This is a genomic window from Enterobacter sp. EGD-HP1, assembly GCF_000733275.2.
In the GTDB taxonomy this organism is placed as follows: Bacteria; Pseudomonadota; Gammaproteobacteria; order Enterobacterales; family Enterobacteriaceae; genus Enterobacter.
The window spans coordinates 62724-81804 of the sequence record NZ_AVOP01000011.1; the positions used below are offsets into that span (position 1 = coordinate 62724).

Genomic DNA, 19081 nt, shown 5'->3' on the forward strand with positions numbered 1-19081 from the left:
GGAAAAGACGCGTGACGCCGGAAAACAATCCGCAACGACCCACCCAACATTTAGAGTATGAACCCGTCAAAAAGATGGAAACCGGGCCCGAAGAGGCCACTTCACCAGGCACCGCCAGTAAAGCGCTGGGGACCGTCACCGGCATCGCCGCGAGAATTCAGCAGTTTCCCATGGTGGCGCATCTGATCCGCGCGACCGAGCGTTTTAATGACCGCATGGGAAATCAGTTTGGCGCCGCCATCACCTATTTTTCGTTCCTGTCGATGATCCCAATCCTGATGGTGTCGTTTGCGGCAGCCGGTTTTGTGCTCGCGTCGCACCCGACGCTGCTGCAGGATATCTTCAATAAGATCCTGAATAACGTCAGTGACCCGACCCTTGCCAGCACGCTCAAGAGCACCATCAATACCGCCGTTCAGCAGCGTACTACCGTCGGCATCGTCGGTTTACTGATTGCGCTTTACTCCGGCGTTAACTGGATGGGCAACCTGCGCGAGGCCATCCGCGCCCAGTCGCGCGACGTCTGGGAGCGTAAGCCACAGGACCAGGAGAAAATTTGGGTTAAGTATCTCCGCGATTTTGTTTCGCTGATTGGCCTGCTCGTCGCGCTGATCGTGACGCTTTCCATTACCTCCGTGGCGGGCTCGGCGCAGCAGATGATCATCTCCGCGCTCTATCTTGATTATATCGAATGGCTGAAGCCCGCCTGGCGCGGCATTGGGCTGGCCATTTCTATCTTCGCCAACTACCTCCTGTTCTTCTGGATCTTCTGGCGCTTGCCCCGCCATCGTCCGCGCAAGAAGGCGCTGATCCGCGGTACATTGATTGCGGCGATCGGCTTTGAAGTGATTAAAATCGTGATGACGTACACCTTACCGTCACTGGTTAAATCCCCTTCCGGTGCGGCGTTTGGCTCGGTGCTGGGGCTGATGGCGTTCTTCTACTTCTTCGCCCGTTTAACCCTGTTCTGCGCGGCGTGGATCGCCACTGCCGAGTACAAAGACGACCCGCGAATGCCGGGCAAAACGCACCGGTAACTCCGCTCTCGGGCTGAAATTTCAGCCCGATTCATCATTTCAGCATATAAATCCAGTCCGTAACTTTTATTTAACCAAAAACCAGTTTAATTGACTGATATTTAAAATCTGTGAAGCATTTCATAGACGTGTTTTGGCTGGCCTGAAAATTATCCGCTTTTTGTTGCTTTTATAACCAGCACGCGGCTTTGTTACAGATTGAAATGTCGCTTTTGCTGTGCGTAATATGGCCTTTCGTTCGACAAAAATAAGAAAATATTATGCAAGCAACAGCCACCACACTCGACTCAGGAACGGAAAACGTTCCGGTAAACTCGCGCAATAAAGTCGTCGTCGCCTCGCTGATTGGCACTGCCATTGAGTTCTTCGACTTTTATATTTATGCCACCGCCGCGGTCATCGTCTTCCCGCATATTTTCTTCCCGCAGGGCGATCCGACGGCGGCTACGCTGCAGTCTCTGGCGACCTTTGCCATCGCGTTTGTTGCGCGTCCGATTGGCTCTGCGCTGTTTGGACACTTTGGCGATCGCATTGGCCGCAAAGTCACCCTGGTGGCCTCGCTGCTGACGATGGGCATCTCCACAGTGGCCATCGGTCTGCTGCCGACCTATGAAACCATCGGCATTCTGGCGCCGGTCCTGCTGGCGCTGGCGCGTTTTGGTCAGGGTCTGGGCCTGGGCGGTGAATGGGGCGGCGCGGCGCTGCTGGCCACCGAGAACGCCCCGGCGCGCAAGCGCGCGCTGTATGGCTCATTCCCGCAGCTTGGCGCACCGATTGGCTTCTTCTTTGCCAACGGGACGTTCCTGCTGCTCTCCTGGCTGCTGACGGATGAACAGTTCATGAGCTGGGGCTGGCGTATTCCGTTTGTCTTCTCTGCCGTACTGGTGCTGATTGGTCTGTATGTGCGCGTCTCCCTGCACGAAACGCCGGTCTTTGCCAAAGTCGCGGCAGCGAAAAAACAGGTAAAAGTACCGCTGGGAACGCTGCTGACCAAACACGTCCGCGTGACCGTGCTGGGCACGTTTATCATGCTGGCAACCTATACGCTGTTCTACATCATGACCGTATACTCCATGACGTACAGTACCGCCGCCGCGCCGGTGGGGCTGGGTCTGCCGCGTAACGAAGTGCTGTGGATGCTGATGATGGCGGTGATTGGCTTCGGTGTGATGGTGCCGATTGCGGGTCTGCTGGCGGATAAGTTTGGTCGCCGCTCAAGCATGATTGTGATCACCACACTGATTATTCTGTTCGCGCTGTTCGTCTTCCCGCCGCTGCTGGGTTCCGGTAGCCCTGCGCTGGTGATGGCGTATCTGCTGATTGGCCTGAGCCTGATGGGCCTGACCTTCGGCCCGATGGGCGCGCTGCTGCCGGAGCTGTTCCCGACGGAAGTGCGTTATACGGGCGCGTCGTTCTCCTACAACGTTGCCTCAATTCTGGGCGCGTCCGTTGCGCCGTATATCGCTACCTGGCTGCAGGCGAACTATGGTCTGTTCTACGTGGGCGTCTATCTGGCGGCCATGGCGGCGCTGACGCTGATTGCGCTGCTGCTGACGCACGAGACTAAGCACCAGGCTCTGTAATTCATTGCGGCCTGATGCCCTCACCCCGGCCCTCTCCCACAGGGAGAGGGAGAAAGGGAGCTACTTCTTCATCTGCGACAAAATAGTCCGGCACTGATTCGCTTCGCCTTCTGACGGGGAAATCAACGCCAGCAGCGCCGCGGCCGGGGTGACCAGCGTCGCAAGCGCTGCAGCCACTGCACCACGCGCAATCAGCGGACCGGGCTTCACGCCCGCCTGCGGATTTTTGAAGGTCCCGCGCACGTAAAGCGGCGAGCGCAGAGTGATGATACGGATCCCCTTACTTTCCGGATCAATCGTCAAATCAAGCTGCTCCGAGGCCATGCTGGCGGTACCGGTCACGTTAATCACCGCATTTTCCGTATCGAAGGCAAAAATCTGCGGGCGCGCCACGCCGTTAACCAGATCCAGATTGGCCGCCGCACAGTTCACCCGTACCTCGTCATCACCAAAAATTTGCCCGATGACGAAGTTACCGACGTTCAGCCCCAGGATCTCCATCAGGTTGCGGCTGACCAGCCCGTCGTTCATCAGCAGCTTCAGGTTACCATTGCCGCTGCCCAGCAGCGCCGCCACCGAGTTCCCCACGCCGCGAATGTCGGCATCACCGTTCATTTCACCGAGGGTTTTCTGCATCAACTCTACGTTCGGCATCAGCTCTTTCAGCTTCAATCGACGCGCCTGGATCTCCGCCCGTCCCTGCATCGGCTTCTTATCGCCTTCCAGATGAATATTCGAGGAAATCGTTCCGCCCGCCATGCCGAACTTCAGCGGCTGCAGGCGCAGGTCGGCGTTTTTGAGAAGGATATGGGTCGAAAGATTGCTGATCGGCAGCGTACTGCCATGTTCAATTTTTCCGCCTTTAAAGCGCACATCCGCATCCATCACGTCCCATTTGTCGGTTTCGAAGCGATCGTATGGCAGCACTTTGCCCGCAGGCTGAACATCCTTTTTGACCTCTTTCGACCTGGTTCCTTTACCCGAGTCCACGCCAATCAGCGGGCCCAGGTCGGCCAGACGCAGCTGGCGGGACTCAACATCCCCTTCCAGTTTCGGGCGCGGTTTTCCGGTGGTGTAGGTCAGCGTGCCGTGGATGTCGCTGTCGCCGATGCGGCCGTTGAAATCCCGGTAGTCAAAAACGGACGATTTTTCGGTGTCGATTTTGGCGACCAGATGCCCGTCCGTTTCGAACGGCGGGGTATCCGGCAGCAGTACGCCTGTCAGGTCATACAGCTCGCCCAGCGAATCGCCGGCAAATTTAAGCTGAAGGTCGACGCCCCCCATATTCATCGGGTCGTTTACCGTGCCCACGAACGCCACGCGGGTGTTACCGGAACGGAAGTCCGCCTGCACCGGGAACGGCGTACCTTCGCTCCGTAGCGCCAGCATGCCGCCTATTTTCCCTTTTCCGCTCAGCGGCTGGCCGTTGTAACGCCCTTTTGCCGTCAGTCCGAAGACATAGTCACCTACGCTTGCCGCGTCGCCTTTTGCTTTCGTGCCCGTGACCTCGCTAAACGGCAGCGGTTTGCCCAGCGGATCGACCAGGATCTCCACATCCGCCTTGCTGACCTTATCGTCGATGGCGATCCGTCCGCGATCGAAAAGAATATTGTCGAGACGGAATGACCAGGAAGAAGGGTGGGCATCCGGATCTTTTTCGCTGTCGCTGGCGAGGTTAAACGTCCAGTTGTTGTTTTTTTCTGAGAGTCGGATCAGACGCGCATCGGGCTGCTGAAGTTTGATCCACGGCAGATAGACCGTTTTGGTGAGGAGCGCCAGCGGAGCCAGCGTGGCTTCAACGCGCGGCAGGTGGATCATTGTGACGTCCGGGATATCCGGCGGGTTGCCGAGAATGATGTCGTCGGCATGGACGTGTGGCCAGGGGATCCAGCTTCGCCAGCCGGGCTCCTCTTTCTGACGCTCCCACACCACGCCTAAATCACCGCGTATGGCAAAGGGGCGGTTCAGTTCGGTTGAGACTTTCTGGTTGATGGTCGGCTTAAGACGGTTCCAGTCAAACGTCGCAATAATGATGGCGACGACCACGATCAACAACAAGAAAATCCCTGCTGTCCAGGAGATTACCCTGGTTGTTCTTGTCATTTTTATCCCCTTTCCTGATGACCTGTTCTGTAAAACTATAGTCCAGACAAAGGGAAGCGGGCTTATCAGAGGGTCGTTATAACGTTATCGAGGCGATCCATGGGTACCGGGCGAGAGAGATAATAGCCTTGCGCCGCCGCTGCGGGAGAGTTTTGCACATCACGCCACTCTTCCAGTGTTTCCACACCTTCAACAATCACGCCCTGGCAATAGCGGTTCATCAGCTGTAATAACAGCGTAAACAGATTCCGCCCTTCCGGGGTCTGACGCAGCATAATGAACAGATCGCGGGCCACTTTAATGTAGTCGTAGCGCACTTCACTCAGGGCGGAGAAGTTCGCCATGCCGGTGCCAAAGTCATCCAGCCACAGCGGGCCGTATTCGCATATCGACGCAAACGAGGAATCCTGCGGCAGGCGGACATGCTCCACCAGCTCAAAGCGCATCCACGGCAGGGTGGCGATCAGCTCCTGCAATTTCGCGTTCTGGCGCAGCGCCAGCAGGGTTGGGCCATCGACGTTCACCGAGGCGAGGATATCGTGCTGCTCGAAAAAGGAGTGCTTCGTCGCCAGCATACGAAGCTGCTCTTCCAGCACGTCCAGACGCTGGCGTACGGCCACTTCGGCAAAGTAGCGATCCGGCGCGATGCGCTGAGTAGGGTTTGAGGGGTGCGTCACGACGGTCAAAATTTCAATTGCCATCAGTCGACCATCTGTTCGGTAGATCGGCTGATAGGTGTACACACGCTCACATTGCAGCCAGTAGCGATGCTCCTGCAAGTTCTCAATACTTGCCTCAGGCGTAGTGCTCAGCCGCTGGATAACCTGCTCTGACTTCATTTCAGATGTCCTGTTGTTGGGATAGCCTTTCTGGACTCGTCACAGGATTATCGGCGCAACAATTGAGAACTTTATGTTCAATTCACCGGGAAAATGAAATTAAGATGACAGAAATGCGCGGGAACACGCGCTGGCTCAAATAAAATAATGGAACGTTGTTTTAATATAGTTGACCGGTTAATTCACTCAGCGCACACTGCTGATAATTCTTCTGTTCAGGTTCACGACTATGTCCAAAAAAATTGCCGTGATTGGCGAATGCATGATCGAGCTGTCACAAAAAGGCGCGGAAGTCAGCCGCGGATTTGGTGGCGATACGTTAAACACGTCCGTTTATATTGCCCGTCAGGTCGCGCCTGACGCGCTCACCGTGAACTACGTTACCGCTCTGGGCACGGACAGCTTCAGCCAGCAAATGCTGGAGGCCTGGCAGAGTGAACATGTTGAAACGTCCCTGATTCAGCGTATGGAAAACCGCCTCCCGGGGCTTTATTACATCGAAACCGACAGCACCGGCGAACGCACGTTTTATTACTGGCGTAACGAAGCCGCGGCCAAATTCTGGCTGGAGAGCGACGCGGCCGCAGCCATCTGCGAAGAGCTGGCGACATTTGACTATCTCTATTTAAGCGGCATTAGCCTGGCGATTTTAAGCCCCGCCAGCCGAGAAAAGCTGCTCTCGCTGCTGCGCGAATGCCGTGCAAACGGCGGTAAGGTTATTTTCGATAACAACTACCGCCCGCGCCTCTGGGCCAGCCGCGAAGAGACGCAGCAGGTCTATCAACAGATGCTGCAGTGCACCGACATCGCCTTCCTGACGCTCGACGATGAAGACGCCTTGTGGGGTCAGAAACCGGTTGATGAGGTGATTGCGCGCACGCAGGCGGCTGGCGTGAGTGAAGTGGTGATTAAGCGCGGTGCGGAGTCGTGCCTGGTCGCGGTGGCGGGTGAGGCCCTGATTGACGTTCCGGCGGTGAAGCTTGCCAAAGAGAAGGTGATTGATACCACGGCGGCAGGTGATTCATTCAGCGCGGGCTATCTGGCGGTACGTCTGACGGGTGGAACGCCGGAAGCGGCGGCACAGCGTGGGCACCTGACGGCCAGCACGGTGATTCAGTATCGCGGGGCGATTATTCCGCGCGAGGCGATGCCTGTTTAAGTAAGGTGCGGGCTGATGCCCTCACCCTGACCCTCTCCCTGTGGGAGAGGGAACGTTTAAGCATTACTGCCCCTGCGGAATATCCGTCGCGTCCGGATGTAAATCATCGGCCGTGGCGGCCTGAGCTGGCTGCGGCGCGGTAGCCATAATGGAATCCCAGGTCGTCTGAAGTTCCTTCATGTCATATTCCGGCTCGCCCTTCGGTTGCAGGAGGATCAACGCCATCTCCTGCGACAGCTGCTGACGTAGATCCTGATTGAGCATATCGACGGTCAGACCGTTCAGGAAGTCCTGACGAAGCTTCTGATACTGTTCCGGCGCAATGTCCACCACCTGATTCTGCAGGGAACGAATACGCTGGCTGATCAGAATGTCGGTATCGGCGCGAGCGTAGGTCGCAAACAGCTTCTGCAGCTCGAGTTTTTTCTGCGCCACAAGCGCGTTGAATTCCTCTTCGGAAAGCCCCTCTTTACGCACTTTTGCCAGCTCTTTCGCGACCACACCCAGATTGGCATTCAGCTTATCGCCCGGCGATTCAACGTTAATGGCGCACTGCGCACGCTGGAAAAGCACGCGGCAGTCAAAGCCAAGACCGATATTCTTCACGTTGTTCTTACTCAGCGTCTGCTGGACGTGCCAGAACAGCGCTTCACGCGCCAGGTCGGCACGCCAGTAGCGCAACATCGCCGAGGACTCGCGGATGGGCTGCCAGGCGTTATCCCACATGACGGAGAGGCGATCCTGACGCACGGCGTCCGTCATAATACTGACAGGCTCGGCACGCAGCGGAGAGAGCGTCGGAACAGGGGCTGGCGTTTCACGCTTGCCTTTCAAATCACCAAACGCTTTGTTGATCTGCTCCACCACCGCGCGGCTGTCCACGTTACCCACCACGATCAGCGTCATGGCGTCTGGGGTGTACCACTTCTGGTAGAACGATTTTACCTGTTCGGCGTCCACCGGCTGCTTCAGCGGTTCAGCGGGATCGTGTCCCAGCAGCGTCGAGCCCTTCAGGCGGTAACGCCACCAGCCCTCTTTGGTATCTCCAGGCCAGGTCGCCACCATGTCGCTGTTGCTCAGCGCATAGTTGACGGTGTCCGGCGTAATCGCCAGGTTGCCAGAGGCATCGGAGAGATACGTAAGCGCTTCTTTAAGCAGGTCGTTACGGTTGTTTGGCAGGCTCAGGTTAAACATGGTGTAGTCATACGAGACAACAGCCGGGGGGAGTGGGCGTTTCGGATCGATGGCCTGTTGCCAAAGCGAACGCACCTGAACCGCTTGCAGGCTGCCGCTCTGCGTGAGCGCCAGCCGGGGAATAAAATGGCTAAAACCGGTTTGCTGAGTGCTTTCCGTGAGGGAACCGGTATTAATGGACAGACGGATTTCAATACGGTCACTGGGACGTTGCGGAGTGGCTAACACCTGCCACTGAAAACCGTTCGCTAATGTCCCTTGTTGCCAGGCCGGGTCTGGCTGGAGCGCATCTGCCTGCACATAACTGGCTGCTGCCATCATCAGCAAACCGCCGGTTAAGAGTCGAATTTTTGTGCCCTGCATGTGAACCCCTGATCAACATTCCTGGTTAAAAAAGAGTGTTTCGCGACGCGCTTCACTCTTAAAGATGACGATGAAAACACGTCGATTAGACCGCGTGTTCGGCAAAACGTCACGGTCAGAAGTGAAATATACCCAAAAAAAATCTTGTCGAATTATGACAGGTACGAACAGTTATTATGCGCAGGAGCCCGCATCCCGACAAGGGAATACGGGCATTTGTGACAAGATTAAGAGGATAAGCCAGGATTTTTGCTGTCAGTTGAGCGGTTATTCAGAGTATCGTCGAGCTTTTTGTGATCCAGCTCTTTCACCCATTTCGCCACCACCACCGTTGCCACGCCGTTACCCACCAGGTTGGTTAACGCACGCGCCTCTGACATGAAGCGGTCAATACCCAGAATCAACGCCAGACCCGCCACCGGCAGGTGACCCACCGCGGAAATGGTGGCAGCCAGCACGATAAAGCCACTGCCCGTCACGCCTGCCGCGCCTTTAGAGGAGAGCAGGAGCACCACCAGCAGGGTAATCTGATGGAAAATATCCATATGGCTGTTGGTCGCCTGGGCGATAAACACCGCCGCCATCGTCAGGTATATCGAGGTGCCGTCCAGGTTGAAGGAGTAGCCCGTCGGGATCACCAGCCCGACCACCGATTTACGGCACCCCAGCTTTTCCATCTTGTCGAGCATACGCGGCAGCGCCGATTCTGAAGAGGAGGTCCCCAGAACAATCAGCAGCTCTTCGCGGATGTAACGGATAAATTTGAAGATGTTGAAGCCTGTCGCGCGGGCGATGGAACCCAGCACCACGACCACGAAAAGGATACAGGTAATATAGAAGCAGATAATCAGCTGACCCAGCTGCACCAGCGTACCGACGCCATACTTACCGATGGTGAAGGCCATCGCACCGAAGGCACCGATCGGCGCCAGGCGCATGATCATATTGATGATGCCGAAGATCACCTGCGAGAAGCTTTCGATCACATTAAAGATAAGCTGGCCTTTGCTGCCCAGACGGTGCAGGGCAAAGCCAAACAACACGGCGAACAGCAGAACCTGCAGGATGTTTCCGCTGGCGAACGCGCCAATAACGCTACCCGGTATCACGTCCAGCAGGAAGGCCACCACGCCCTGATCCTTCGCCTGCTCGGCATACACCGCGACCGCTTTGGCATCCAGCGTTGACGGGTCTACGTTCATCCCCGCGCCTGGCTGCACCACGTTGACGATGATCAGACCAATAATCAGCGCAAGGGTACTGACCACTTCAAAATAGAGAAGCGCCACTGCACCGGTACGACCGACCGCCTTCATGCTTTCCATGCCAGCGATGCCCGTCACGACGGTACAGAAAATCACCGGAGCGATGACCATTTTGATGAGCTTAACGAACGCGTCGCCAAGCGGTTTCATTTGCGCGCCCAGTTCAGGGTAATAGTGACCCAGCAGAATACCGATGGCGATGGCTGTCAGGACCTGGAAATAAAGACTTTTGAAGAGTGAGGTTTTCATAAGGTGTCCTTGGGAAGAAAAACCACAGGCTTTGTAAGGTTATGGTTAACCTGCGGCTTTAAAATAACACCCACATAACAGGACAGAAATAAACTCAGTTCAAATTTGAAACACAAATGTTAAGAACTTTGAGCTGGCTCGCACAAGCCAGCAACAAAATTACACTTTTGCGTGGTTGTCAGCACCAGAAAGGTATCGTTGTTCAAAGACATCCGAAGGAACAGCAGGGGCAAAAAGGAAGCCTTGCCCGCTCTCCACACCCGCCTCTGCCAGCCAGGCGCGCTGTGCTTCGGTTTCAATTCCTTCGGCAATAAGATGCAGGTTGAGGCTGCGCGCCATCTGGATAATCGCCTGCACCATGCTGCTGTCGTCCGGCAAACCGTCAACAAACGCTTTGTCAATTTTGAGCACATCCACCGGAAGGGTTTTCATATGCTGAAGCTGGCGCAGCCCGGCGTAGCCCATACCAAAATCATCCAGCGCAATGCGAATGCCGGCATTACGCAGCGGCTTCAGGATCGCGACCGCCTCATTGGGATCGTCAATGCGTCGGCTTTCCGTCACTTCCAGGGTTAACGTATCAGGCTTGATGCGGTAACGGTGGATCAGCTCCAGCATCTCTGAAACCATGGTCGGGTGCTTAAGCTGCAGGGCAGACAAATTGACCGAGAGCGGCAGCGTCACGCCGCGCTCCTGCCAGGCGGCAAGCTGACGGCAGGACTCCTCCAGCACCCAGTAGCCGACGGTAACCATCAGGCCGCAGGACTCAATGCGCTCAATCAGCCCTTCCGGCAGCTCCCACGAACCATCCGGCTGCTGCAGACGCAGCAGCGCCTCGGCGCTTTTCACTTCTCCCGTCAGCAAATTCACCTGCGGCTGTAGCCAGAGAGCAAACTGGCGGTTATCCAGCGCGGTCAGGATGTCGCTTTCTTCCGTCAGGCGCTGCTGCGCCTTTTCCATCTGCTCAGGGTCGAAGAACTGGATCTGATTTTTCCCTTTGCGCCGGGCGGTAAACGCCGCCGAGAAGGCGCGACGATAAAGCTGTTCCGCCGTTAAATCGCCATAGTACATCGCAATACCGATGCTGGCGCTTGGACGAAGCTGAATACCCTGAATGGGCAACCGCTCATTAATGACAGTGAGTACTTGCTGACCTAATGTGATCGCATGCCACGGCTCTTTTACGCCATTGGCAATCACCACCAGGTCGTAACCGCTGACCTGGGTCAGCACCATGCGCGGGGCAAGGACAGACTTCACTTTTTCCACCAGAGTCAGCAGCAGCATTTCGCGCTGGCTCTCCTTGAGCACGCCAGCCGTGTCCTGCAGGGTTTCACAGGCAATTGCCATCAGCGCCGTGGTTTGCTGACGGGCAACGGTCTGCTCCAGCATCGCCATCAGAAACGCTTTATTGGGAAGCTCCGACACCGGAAAGCGCGTGGCGCTGCTGTTTAACTCATCCTGCTGACGCTGGATGCGCTGCTGGTTGAGGTTATAGCTACGCACCAGCATACCTATCTCATCGTCATGATGCAGACGCGGCAGCTCAAGCTGATGTCCCATCTGATCCTGCGGCGCAAGCGTATTCAGCTCGCGGGCGATACGGCGCAGCGGATGAACAATCAACCGGTTAATACACCAGGTGAGCGCCACGCTGAGGATCAGCGTCATAAGTAAGCAAGTGGTCACTAACGTAACCACCCAGCTCATGACGAATTTATACATGCGGTAGGAGTCCGCCTGTAAAACCAGGTAGGCCAACGGCTGCGGATTCGCAGGACGTTCAAGAGAATAAACGGGCAGCGAAATTTGTACCGGCAGTTCAAACAGGCGCATCACCATCATCGGGACGGGACGCTCCGGGATAAAGCTCATCCGCAGCGCCTGAAACTGGTTAGGCAAGACGACATCGGCGCGGCTAACGACGCCGGCAGGCTGAATGCGTTTTAAAATGGTTTCCGCTTCGGGAATATCCCCTTTCAGGATAGAGGCAGAAAGCGGGCCGCGTACCGAGCGGGCGATACTTTCTAACTGTGAAGCCGTGTTATAGCGATTCTGCTGTACGGCATGAAACAGCAAAATTACGCAGAAGAGCAGTACAAACAGCATGGTGACGCCAGAGACCATCGCCATCTGTTTGATTGTTAAGGAACGGCTGACACGCAAAATGACTCTCCACAAAACTCGAAGCGCAGGGCTCGCCAGGGTGCAAACCTGGCGCGCCTGAGTATACCCGATTGCCGCGCTATTAAGAGAGACTTACAAATGGATTAAGGAAAATCCGATTACCAGTCTGCGTAAGGGATGAGCGGCTGCGGCGGCAAGTCCATATCACCCTGCCAGCCTGCAGCAGAGTAACGCACATAGATCAGAGCATGGCTTGGGGTATAATCTTTCGCTTCCTGAATATCCACGCCCATGCCCACAAACCAGTTGGACGTTACGCGGCGCTCGATAATGGCCCGCGCGGTATAACCCGTGCCTGAAGAACTGCTGCCGGTTTCCATCGCGCCCCGGTCAGTATAGCGGCCTGGCTCATCGGTCGGGATCAGACTCTGGATCGGGTAGCGCAGCTCGTCTTTGGTTTTGGAATGAGACCAGGACACCGAGCCACCCAGCTCCCAGGACCAGTTCTCCGTGCGTTTACGCCAGGTCACCGGCAGTGCGAAGGAGACATACTCCTGCGGGCTGTAGTAACCGCCCTGACCCAGGGTATAACCGCTCAGGTCTTTGTCGTAGTGCCAGAGCATATTGGAGACGCCGACCGTCAGGCGCTCATTGTTTTTATTAATGAGCTTGTAGTAGTAACCCGTCATCCAGCGCACGCGCCAGTTATCTTCCACATTTTTACCCGTCAGCGTTTCCGCGTTCAGGCTTGACCAGACGCCGTTCGCTTCCCCTTTGTCATAGCTCAAGCTTATGCCGCCACCGGTGGCACGTACGCCGCCCCAGGTGGTGCCGGTGTTGGTATCTTTTTGTCCGGCAAAGGCCAGCAGAGAGCTGGAGATTGGACGACGATGGGCGTTAACGGTATAGCCGACAGGCCCCAGGTCGCTGCTGTAGCTGATGCCGCCCACCACGTCGACGACGTCAAAGCCCATTGGCGTGGTGCCAATATCCATTGCCCAGGTTTTATTCTGCCAGCCGACGGCGACGCTCGCGCCATTGTCTGACTGGTGAGTGTTGCCGCTACACGGCGTCGCAGAACACGTGCCCCAGCTCGGATCGTACTTCCCGTCTTTCGTCGCAAACGAGCCGGCATCCATATTGACCAGATCGCTTCTGAAGAACATTCGCCCGTCAGAGAGCGGCGCATCCACCTGCAGCATGGTGGTATGCGCTTTCAGGTCGGAATAGCCGCCCGTACCGCTCGAGCCCCAGTAGTCGTGCTGCAGCGTGACGTTAACATCCTGCTGACGGTACAAGTCACCGGCATCGCTGCGCACGCCGCGCTTCAGCCAGTCGTCCTTTTCATCGTTACGCGTCAAACGGGTGAAACTGTCATTGTCGGCCGGGCGGGTCGTCGTGATGCCGGACGACACCATCGCATCTTTATAGGTTTCCAGCGCCTGCTGAGGCTGCCCGTTTTGCGCCTGGAAACGCGCGGCATCACGTAACACCAGCGCATTTTCCATGGAGCCGGGCTGCGATTTAGCCTGCGGAATAATTTTGTTGAAGGTCTGTTCTGCCGCAGCGGAATCGCCCAGACCTGCCTGCGCCATCGCGATCCGGCGCTGCATGTTGAGCGACTGAGGCTGACCATTTTGCGCGGCGGGCAGTTTCGCCAGCTCTGCGCGCGCGGCATCTTTGTTACCCTGCGCACTATAAATCTCGGTCAGGCCGAGGATCGCGTCTTCGTTCTGCGGTTCACGCTGCAGAACGGCGCTGTACGTCGTTTTCGCCGACGCCAGATCGCCACGCTGCTGCGCCCAGTCCGCCAGCGTCAGGTCGATGCGGGTGGAGGTTGGCTGCTGACGCAGAAGGTTTTCCGCCTCCTGCTCTTTGCCGCTGTCGCGCAGACGGTTGGCGGTTTCCAGCACCTGGTTGCTTTGCAGGCGGTCGGCAAGCTCCTGAATATTGCCGTTCCACTGGCTGCGCGGCAGCGTGTCCAGATGCGCCAGCGCGGCGCGATCCTGATCGTTGCCCGAAAGATAAAGCCCGTTGGCGTATACCTGATCCGGGTCGGACGGCTTCTGGCTGGCAAGCTGGCGCATCAGGGTATCCGCCTGGTTGCGCTGACCCGCGCTGTAGAGATCGCGCGAGAGACGATAGGTTATCCAAACGTCGCCGGGCGAGAGCGCCAGACGACGACGCTGAATCTCTGCCGCCTGAGCGTATTTCCCCTGATTTTCCAGCTGTTCTGCCTGAGCGGAGAGCTGCTCGTTGGTCAGACTGCGTTCAATATCATCAATGCTCCGGCGCTGGCTGGCGGAGAGAGACTGGATAAACTGCGAGGCCTTTTCCGGAGACTGCGCGCGGTAGATATTGGCCAGGCCGCGGACCGCATTGCTGTTGCCGCTGTCCATACGCAGCGCCTGGCGATAATAACGTTCCGCCGCGTCGTTATCTTTACGCGCCGCGGCGGCATCGCCCAGCCCCAGCACGGCATAACTGTCGGTATTGTCGATACCGCGTGCCTGCTGATAGTAACGCTCCGCCTGCGCCGGATTATTCGCCTTCAGCGCCGCATCGCCCTGCTGGATCAGCAGCCAGTAACGGTTAACCTTCAGCAAACTGTCCCATTTACCCCGGTTATCGCTCTGGGGATCGAGGGCAATCGCCTTTTCAAACTGCGCCACCGCGCGGGCGCGGTCGCCTTTCTGGGAATAGGCCTGGCCGAGGGCGCCCACCGCTTCACTGTCGGCATGGTTGGCGCTGACGGCTTTTTGCAGCTCTGCCACCGCCTTGCTTCCCTGCCCGGCATCCACCGCCGCCAGCCCTTCCGCTTTCGCGCGGAACGCCGGATCGGCGAGCTGTTTTTGCTGCGCTTCAAGCTGGGCACGCGCCGCCGCGACGCTGTCTCCGTCGCTGAAAACGCTCAGGTATTTTTGCAGCGCGCTGACGCTGGCGCTGCTGGCAGGCTGACCTTTTATTTGGTCATACCACATATCAGACGCCTGGTTACGGCCATTGTTAGATTTGGCCATCTCCTGCAACACCGCAAAGCCTTCGTCACGGCGTCCGCTCTGGAACAAAAGCTGGGACAGCGTCGCCTGCAGCTGTGTGTTTCCGGGGCTGCTGCTGTTTATTTTCTTAAGCTGGTTAATGGCTGCATTCCGGCGAGCGGGGTCTTTCGCCACGACGTTCCAGTATTCCGTGGCCACATCGCCGCCCGGCGGGTTGCCGTCAAACAGCTTGTCATAGGCCGCAATCGCCTCCTGCGTGTGCCCCGTGGTGGCGAGCAGTCGCGCCTGCTGGAGCTGCTGGCGGCCATCCGGCGTGGAAAGCAGCATCGTGTTGCGAGATGACTGGTACGCACTCGAACCCGGCGCGATCCCTTTCAGACGATCCAGCTCTTTTTGCGCGCCGGCGTTATCGCCCTGACGCAACAGGTAGCGAAAGCGTGCGGCAATCACGTCAGGGTTGTTCGGGTCAATCAGCTCAAGGCGATAGAGCGACTGACGAACCAAATCCTCACGCTGTGTCGATTCGCCCAGCCTCACCTGCTCCAGCAGCTGTTTCTGCTGCGGAGAGTTGGCGGCCTGGGCCCATGGCATAAGCGCCAGGCCAAGCGATAAACTGAGTAGATTTACTGTGAACTTGCGCATTCCTGGCCCCAATCCGGTATTAATTCACCTTTTGCGGTGAAGCGAAAACGATGCTGATCCCATCCTTGCCCAAAAAGAGTCAGCACGTAGCTGTAATAGGCATTGTTATCGGGAAAATAGTCTGCAACGCGCTGGCGCTGAACCGCCTGGGCATCACGTTGTTGTAAAAACGGCAGCATGGCGGCAGAGAACCCGACCGGGCCGTCGCCGGTGCGTTTCCCCGTCGCCACATCCACTTTCTCCGGTGGCACACCCCGTTTCATTGTCTTTGCCGCCATCGGATGGAAGCGCGTCAGCAGCCGGGTTTTCTGAGGATCGTTGTCACTCATCATGCCCACCCAGAGATAAACGCGGATGGCGTCGTAGCCGCCCACCAGCGATTTATCCTGCTGTAACCGCCAGCCTTTGTTTTTCTGATACTGCACCCAGTCCGGCGAAAAACCTTTCGGCGCACTCTCCAGCAGCAGACGCAGATTGGTTTCACGAAGCTGGGTCCACGGGTTACCAAAACGCGTGAAATAACTCGCTAACTGCGGAGGAAGATAGCTGGGGTTAAAGCGCCAGACGTGTTCATCGTCAAAACCGACTTTACCGGGAAGCAGCATTGCGCCAAGCCCAGGCACGTTCACCACTTCCTCGCTGGCAATGCGTTTCAGCAGCGCCTTGCCCGTGCGGATATAGTCCGGATGTTTCCACAAACGACCCGCTTCGAGCAGTGACCAGGCGATCCAGACATCGGCATCAGAGGCGGAGTTGGTATCAATCACCGCCCACGTCTCTTTATCTTTCTGACCCCACAGCCAGGCTGGCAGATGGTCGTTGAGATTGCCGCTGGCAAGATTATCGCGCGTCCAGGTTAGCACCTGGTCAAACGCGTTGCGATCGTTCGCCGCCAGGGCAAAGAACAAGGCGTAGCTTTGCCCTTCCGAGGTCGTAATTTTGCGCGTGTCGCTGGGATCAACGACACGCCCGCCCTCACTGATGTAATCCTTTTTAAACTGCTCCCAGGCAGGCCAGGTACAGGCGGCGCGCAGAGGAAGCGCCGCCAGCATCAACGCTGCTAATACACACCAGCGAAAGGCTTTCATCACATCTTACTCATCCGGGTTCAGGCGACGACGGCTGATGATACGCAGCAGACGCCACAGCACCCATGCCAGCAAGACCACGCTGACCGCAGCCAGAATGGCAAGCAGAACCGGATGGTTAGCCAGCGCATACCACAGGCGTTCGAACCACGGCAGATGGCCTACGTAATACACATCACCTACGCGCAGGCTATTAACGCCGGACTCACGGATCACCGACACAGAACCAAACATCGCGGCACGTTTACCGCTGTCGTTCATGGCCGTATTGAGCAGTTCATACCCGCGCGGGCTGTCCGCCAGGAGAGCCACCACGCTACGCTGGTCGTTGTAAGGTGACTGGAAGCCCACCACCGCAGCCATTGCCCCCTGAGACGTTACCGTCGTCTGCGCGCTGGCCTGACGATCGTTCACATCCGGCATAATGCTCGGGAACTCGGTCTGACGCAGCGGCGTGTTAACCCAGGACTGGGCCGCTTTCACCAGCAGATCGATACGTTTGTCATCCTTCAGCGTATCCGGAATGGTACCGATCACCATGATGTCAGCGTCTTTGTTCTGAATCTGGCTGCCATCGTCCGTCAAGGTGACGTTAATCGCCGGTAATCCCGTCTGCCCCCCAACGGCCGCCATAGTGTCCAGCAGGGTCGTGACCTGCCCTTCGCTTGGCGCTTTTGGCATCACAACAATGGAGTCAGAGAGATCGGCCATGCGGCTGAACGGGAAGCCCGCGTTAGCAAAGGCGCGCAGATCCGGCATCGCCAGGAAGTGATAGTACTTCGAGAAGTCGATGGTCGACTCATCGCCAATCACGACGTGGTTCTGGACCGGCTGGAAGGTGATGCAGTTTTCCGCCGAGCCGCCAGGCATCGGGTTCATGTACTGGAAGTCAAAGCGCAGCTGGTTTATCGCACCCAGCTTCAGTGCCGGGATGGAGACATCCGTTTTACCGTCCAGCAGCCCCTGCAATACCGGCAGGCGAAGCATCAGGCGGTTAGTATCCTGGGTGCTTTGCAGGCTGAACGATTGCAGGAACTGGTTGTTCAGGCTGATATCCATGCGCGAGCTGTCTTTGGTCGCTGGCGCGGTATAGCGGTAGTTCAGATTGATATCAATGCCGTTGGTACGCAGCAGATACAGATCCGGCGGCAGATTCAGTGACAGGCTAATCGGCGCGGGCTCAAGCCCCGTTGCCTGCAGCTGTTCTTCATAAGTTTTCAGTTCGCCAAATGTCACCGCACGGTCGGTACGTACCCAGTTTGGCGCATCATAAGGTTTACGCGCCAGAAGCGGTTTAACCTCATCCACCACCACGCTGTTACCGCGGAAAAGGACATTGCCTTGGGCAATCGCTTTTGCGGCCTGCACCAGATCTTTATCATCACGGCCAAAGACCACCAGCAGCTTCACGTACGGGTTTTCCGGGTGGCTTATCATCTCAACGGTCGGCGCTTTGACGTCCGGATGATCGCGCAGGAAGGCCGGGCGTTTTGCGTTGGTCGCAAACACAATGGCATTTCTGTCCGGCAGTTTGTCATACAGCGCCGGGAAGCTCTGTCCACGCCACCCGGCACGTGAACCAAACCAGGACGCCACGATGGTGGCCGCCAGCTGCTCGGTCACGTCCGGGGAAGAGGCAAACACCATCGGCAGCGTGAGCGGACGGTTATCACGCGGGTCAAAGAACGGAACCGGGAATGCCGAGAGATCGTTTTTCAGCGCCAGCGACTGGTAGGTCATCTGCAGCGAGGAGTTACGTCCGACGTCCATCCACAGCGTGTTGCTGGACGGGTTTTCGCAGACATCGCGGTAGTGACCGACAAATTCCAGACGAATACGGTTAAAGTCAGTGATGAACAGCGGGTTGATCGGCACCTGAGCCTGGGTTTTCTTGCCCAGCTGCTCTTTCGTGACCGGCAGCACGTCCATCAGTTCATCATTCAGGTAGACCTTCAGCTGAGACTGTGTCGGCAGCAGAGACGGCGACGGGGTGTATTCAAGGTTCAGCACCGCATTAGAGACGACCTCATCGCTGCGCATACCAAACTCAATGCCGCCGTTAGGGTTGATGCCGCGCAGCACCATACTGCCCGGAGGCGGTGCGATTTGCGCGAAGGTCAGCTTCACGTCCCGCGACGGCGCATTGTCCGCGACGACGGGCGCATTTGCCCCCCGGACGCCGGGCATCACCTGCCCGATGACCTGGCCGTCTGCCGGCAGGGTGTTCCCCTCCGTTGGCTGGTTCGGCGTGATATTTTCTGTTTGGCCAGGTGCCGCGGTCACAACCGGATCGGTTGCCTGCGCGACGACAGGTACCGTTGGCGCAGGCGTTGCCGCTGCGTTATCAGGAGCTGCGTTAGCCATTGTTGCGGGGAGGACATTCATCCCCATTGCCACTGCACATAACCAGGAAAGTTTTGTTTTCATCGCGTT

11 protein-coding genes are annotated in these 19081 nt (G+C 57.1%); 3 read left to right on the forward strand and 8 right to left on the reverse strand.

The window, feature by feature from the left end:
* The first annotated feature begins 11 nt into the window (after window positions 1-11).
* Window positions 12-1037: an inner membrane protein YhjD gene (gene yhjD, locus N037_RS08995; protein ID WP_023333762.1), complete on the forward strand. Its 1026-nt coding sequence runs from the start codon at window positions 12-14 to the stop codon at window positions 1035-1037.
* A gap of 260 nt (window positions 1038-1297) precedes the next feature.
* Entirely contained in the window at window positions 1298-2620 is a 1323-nt protein-coding gene (locus N037_RS09000; protein WP_023333763.1) for an MFS transporter, read from the forward strand.
* 60 nt (window positions 2621-2680) lie between these two features.
* Here N037_RS09000 and N037_RS09005 read toward each other — a convergent pair whose 3' ends face one another.
* Both N037_RS09005 and pdeH read right to left on the reverse strand, forming a co-directional pair.
* Complete coding sequence (locus N037_RS09005) at window positions 2681-4723, reverse strand: AsmA family protein (protein ID WP_032640394.1); 2043 nt, start codon at window positions 4721-4723, stop codon at window positions 2681-2683.
* Between the two features lie 65 nt (window positions 4724-4788).
* Window positions 4789-5562 carry a cyclic-guanylate-specific phosphodiesterase gene (pdeH, locus tag N037_RS09010; RefSeq protein WP_023333765.1) on the reverse strand — a complete coding sequence of 258 codons (774 nt, stop codon included), beginning with the start codon at window positions 5560-5562 and terminating at the stop codon, window positions 4789-4791.
* A gap of 229 nt (window positions 5563-5791) precedes the next feature.
* Between pdeH and N037_RS09015 the strand changes: the two genes are divergently transcribed.
* The gene (locus N037_RS09015) at window positions 5792-6721 is read left to right on the forward strand and encodes a sugar kinase (RefSeq protein ID WP_032640396.1); all 930 of its coding nucleotides are present in this window, start codon (window positions 5792-5794) and stop codon (window positions 6719-6721) included.
* 63 nt (window positions 6722-6784) lie between these two features.
* Here N037_RS09015 and N037_RS09020 read toward each other — a convergent pair whose 3' ends face one another.
* From N037_RS09020 to bcsB, 6 genes are all read right to left on the reverse strand, one after another.
* The gene (locus N037_RS09020) at window positions 6785-8278 is read right to left on the reverse strand and encodes a M16 family metallopeptidase (protein ID WP_023333767.1); all 1494 of its coding nucleotides are present in this window, start codon (window positions 8276-8278) and stop codon (window positions 6785-6787) included.
* Window positions 8279-8505: 227 nt separating this feature from the next.
* Complete coding sequence (locus tag N037_RS09025) at window positions 8506-9792, reverse strand: dicarboxylate/amino acid:cation symporter (RefSeq protein ID WP_023333768.1); 1287 nt, start codon at window positions 9790-9792, stop codon at window positions 8506-8508.
* Window positions 9793-9951: 159 nt separating this feature from the next.
* Window positions 9952-11958, reverse strand: a complete 2007-nt coding sequence (gene hmsP / locus N037_RS09030) for a biofilm formation regulator HmsP (RefSeq protein WP_023333769.1) — start codon at window positions 11956-11958, stop codon at window positions 9952-9954.
* A 119-nt stretch (window positions 11959-12077) separates the two neighbouring features.
* Complete coding sequence (bcsC, locus tag N037_RS09035; protein ID WP_032640398.1) at window positions 12078-15560, reverse strand: cellulose synthase complex outer membrane protein BcsC; 3483 nt, start codon at window positions 15558-15560, stop codon at window positions 12078-12080.
* Complete coding sequence (gene bcsZ / locus N037_RS09040) at window positions 15542-16648, reverse strand: cellulose synthase complex periplasmic endoglucanase BcsZ (protein ID WP_032640400.1); 1107 nt, start codon at window positions 16646-16648, stop codon at window positions 15542-15544. Before bcsZ ends, bcsC begins: the two co-directional genes overlap by 19 nt.
* A 6-nt stretch (window positions 16649-16654) precedes the next feature.
* Window positions 16655-19075 carry a cellulose biosynthesis cyclic di-GMP-binding regulatory protein BcsB gene (gene bcsB / locus N037_RS09045; protein WP_050511231.1) on the reverse strand — a complete coding sequence of 807 codons (2421 nt, stop codon included), beginning with the start codon at window positions 19073-19075 and terminating at the stop codon, window positions 16655-16657.
* Window positions 19076-19081 lie beyond the last annotated feature (6 nt).

Bases quoted from the DNA above. Each gene is read 5' to 3' on its own strand.
- N037_RS09020 (WP_023333767.1), bottom strand. From the start codon at position 8,278: ATGCAGGGCACAAAAATTCGACTCTTAACCGGCGGTTTGCTGATGATG.
- bcsZ (WP_032640400.1), bottom strand. From the start codon at position 16,648: ATGAAAGCCTTTCGCTGGTGTGTATTAGCAGCGTTGATGCTGGCGGCG.
- N037_RS09005 (WP_032640394.1), bottom strand. From the start codon at position 4,723: ATGACAAGAACAACCAGGGTAATCTCCTGGACAGCAGGGATTTTCTTG.
- pdeH (WP_023333765.1), bottom strand. From the start codon at position 5,562: ATGAAGTCAGAGCAGGTTATCCAGCGGCTGAGCACTACGCCTGAGGCA.
- bcsB (WP_050511231.1), bottom strand. From the start codon at position 19,075: ATGAAAACAAAACTTTCCTGGTTATGTGCAGTGGCAATGGGGATGAAT.
- N037_RS09000 (WP_023333763.1), top strand. From the start codon at position 1,298: ATGCAAGCAACAGCCACCACACTCGACTCAGGAACGGAAAACGTTCCG.
- N037_RS09015 (WP_032640396.1), top strand. From the start codon at position 5,792: ATGTCCAAAAAAATTGCCGTGATTGGCGAATGCATGATCGAGCTGTCA.
- N037_RS09025 (WP_023333768.1), bottom strand. From the start codon at position 9,792: ATGAAAACCTCACTCTTCAAAAGTCTTTATTTCCAGGTCCTGACAGCC.
- bcsC (WP_032640398.1), bottom strand. From the start codon at position 15,560: ATGCGCAAGTTCACAGTAAATCTACTCAGTTTATCGCTTGGCCTGGCG.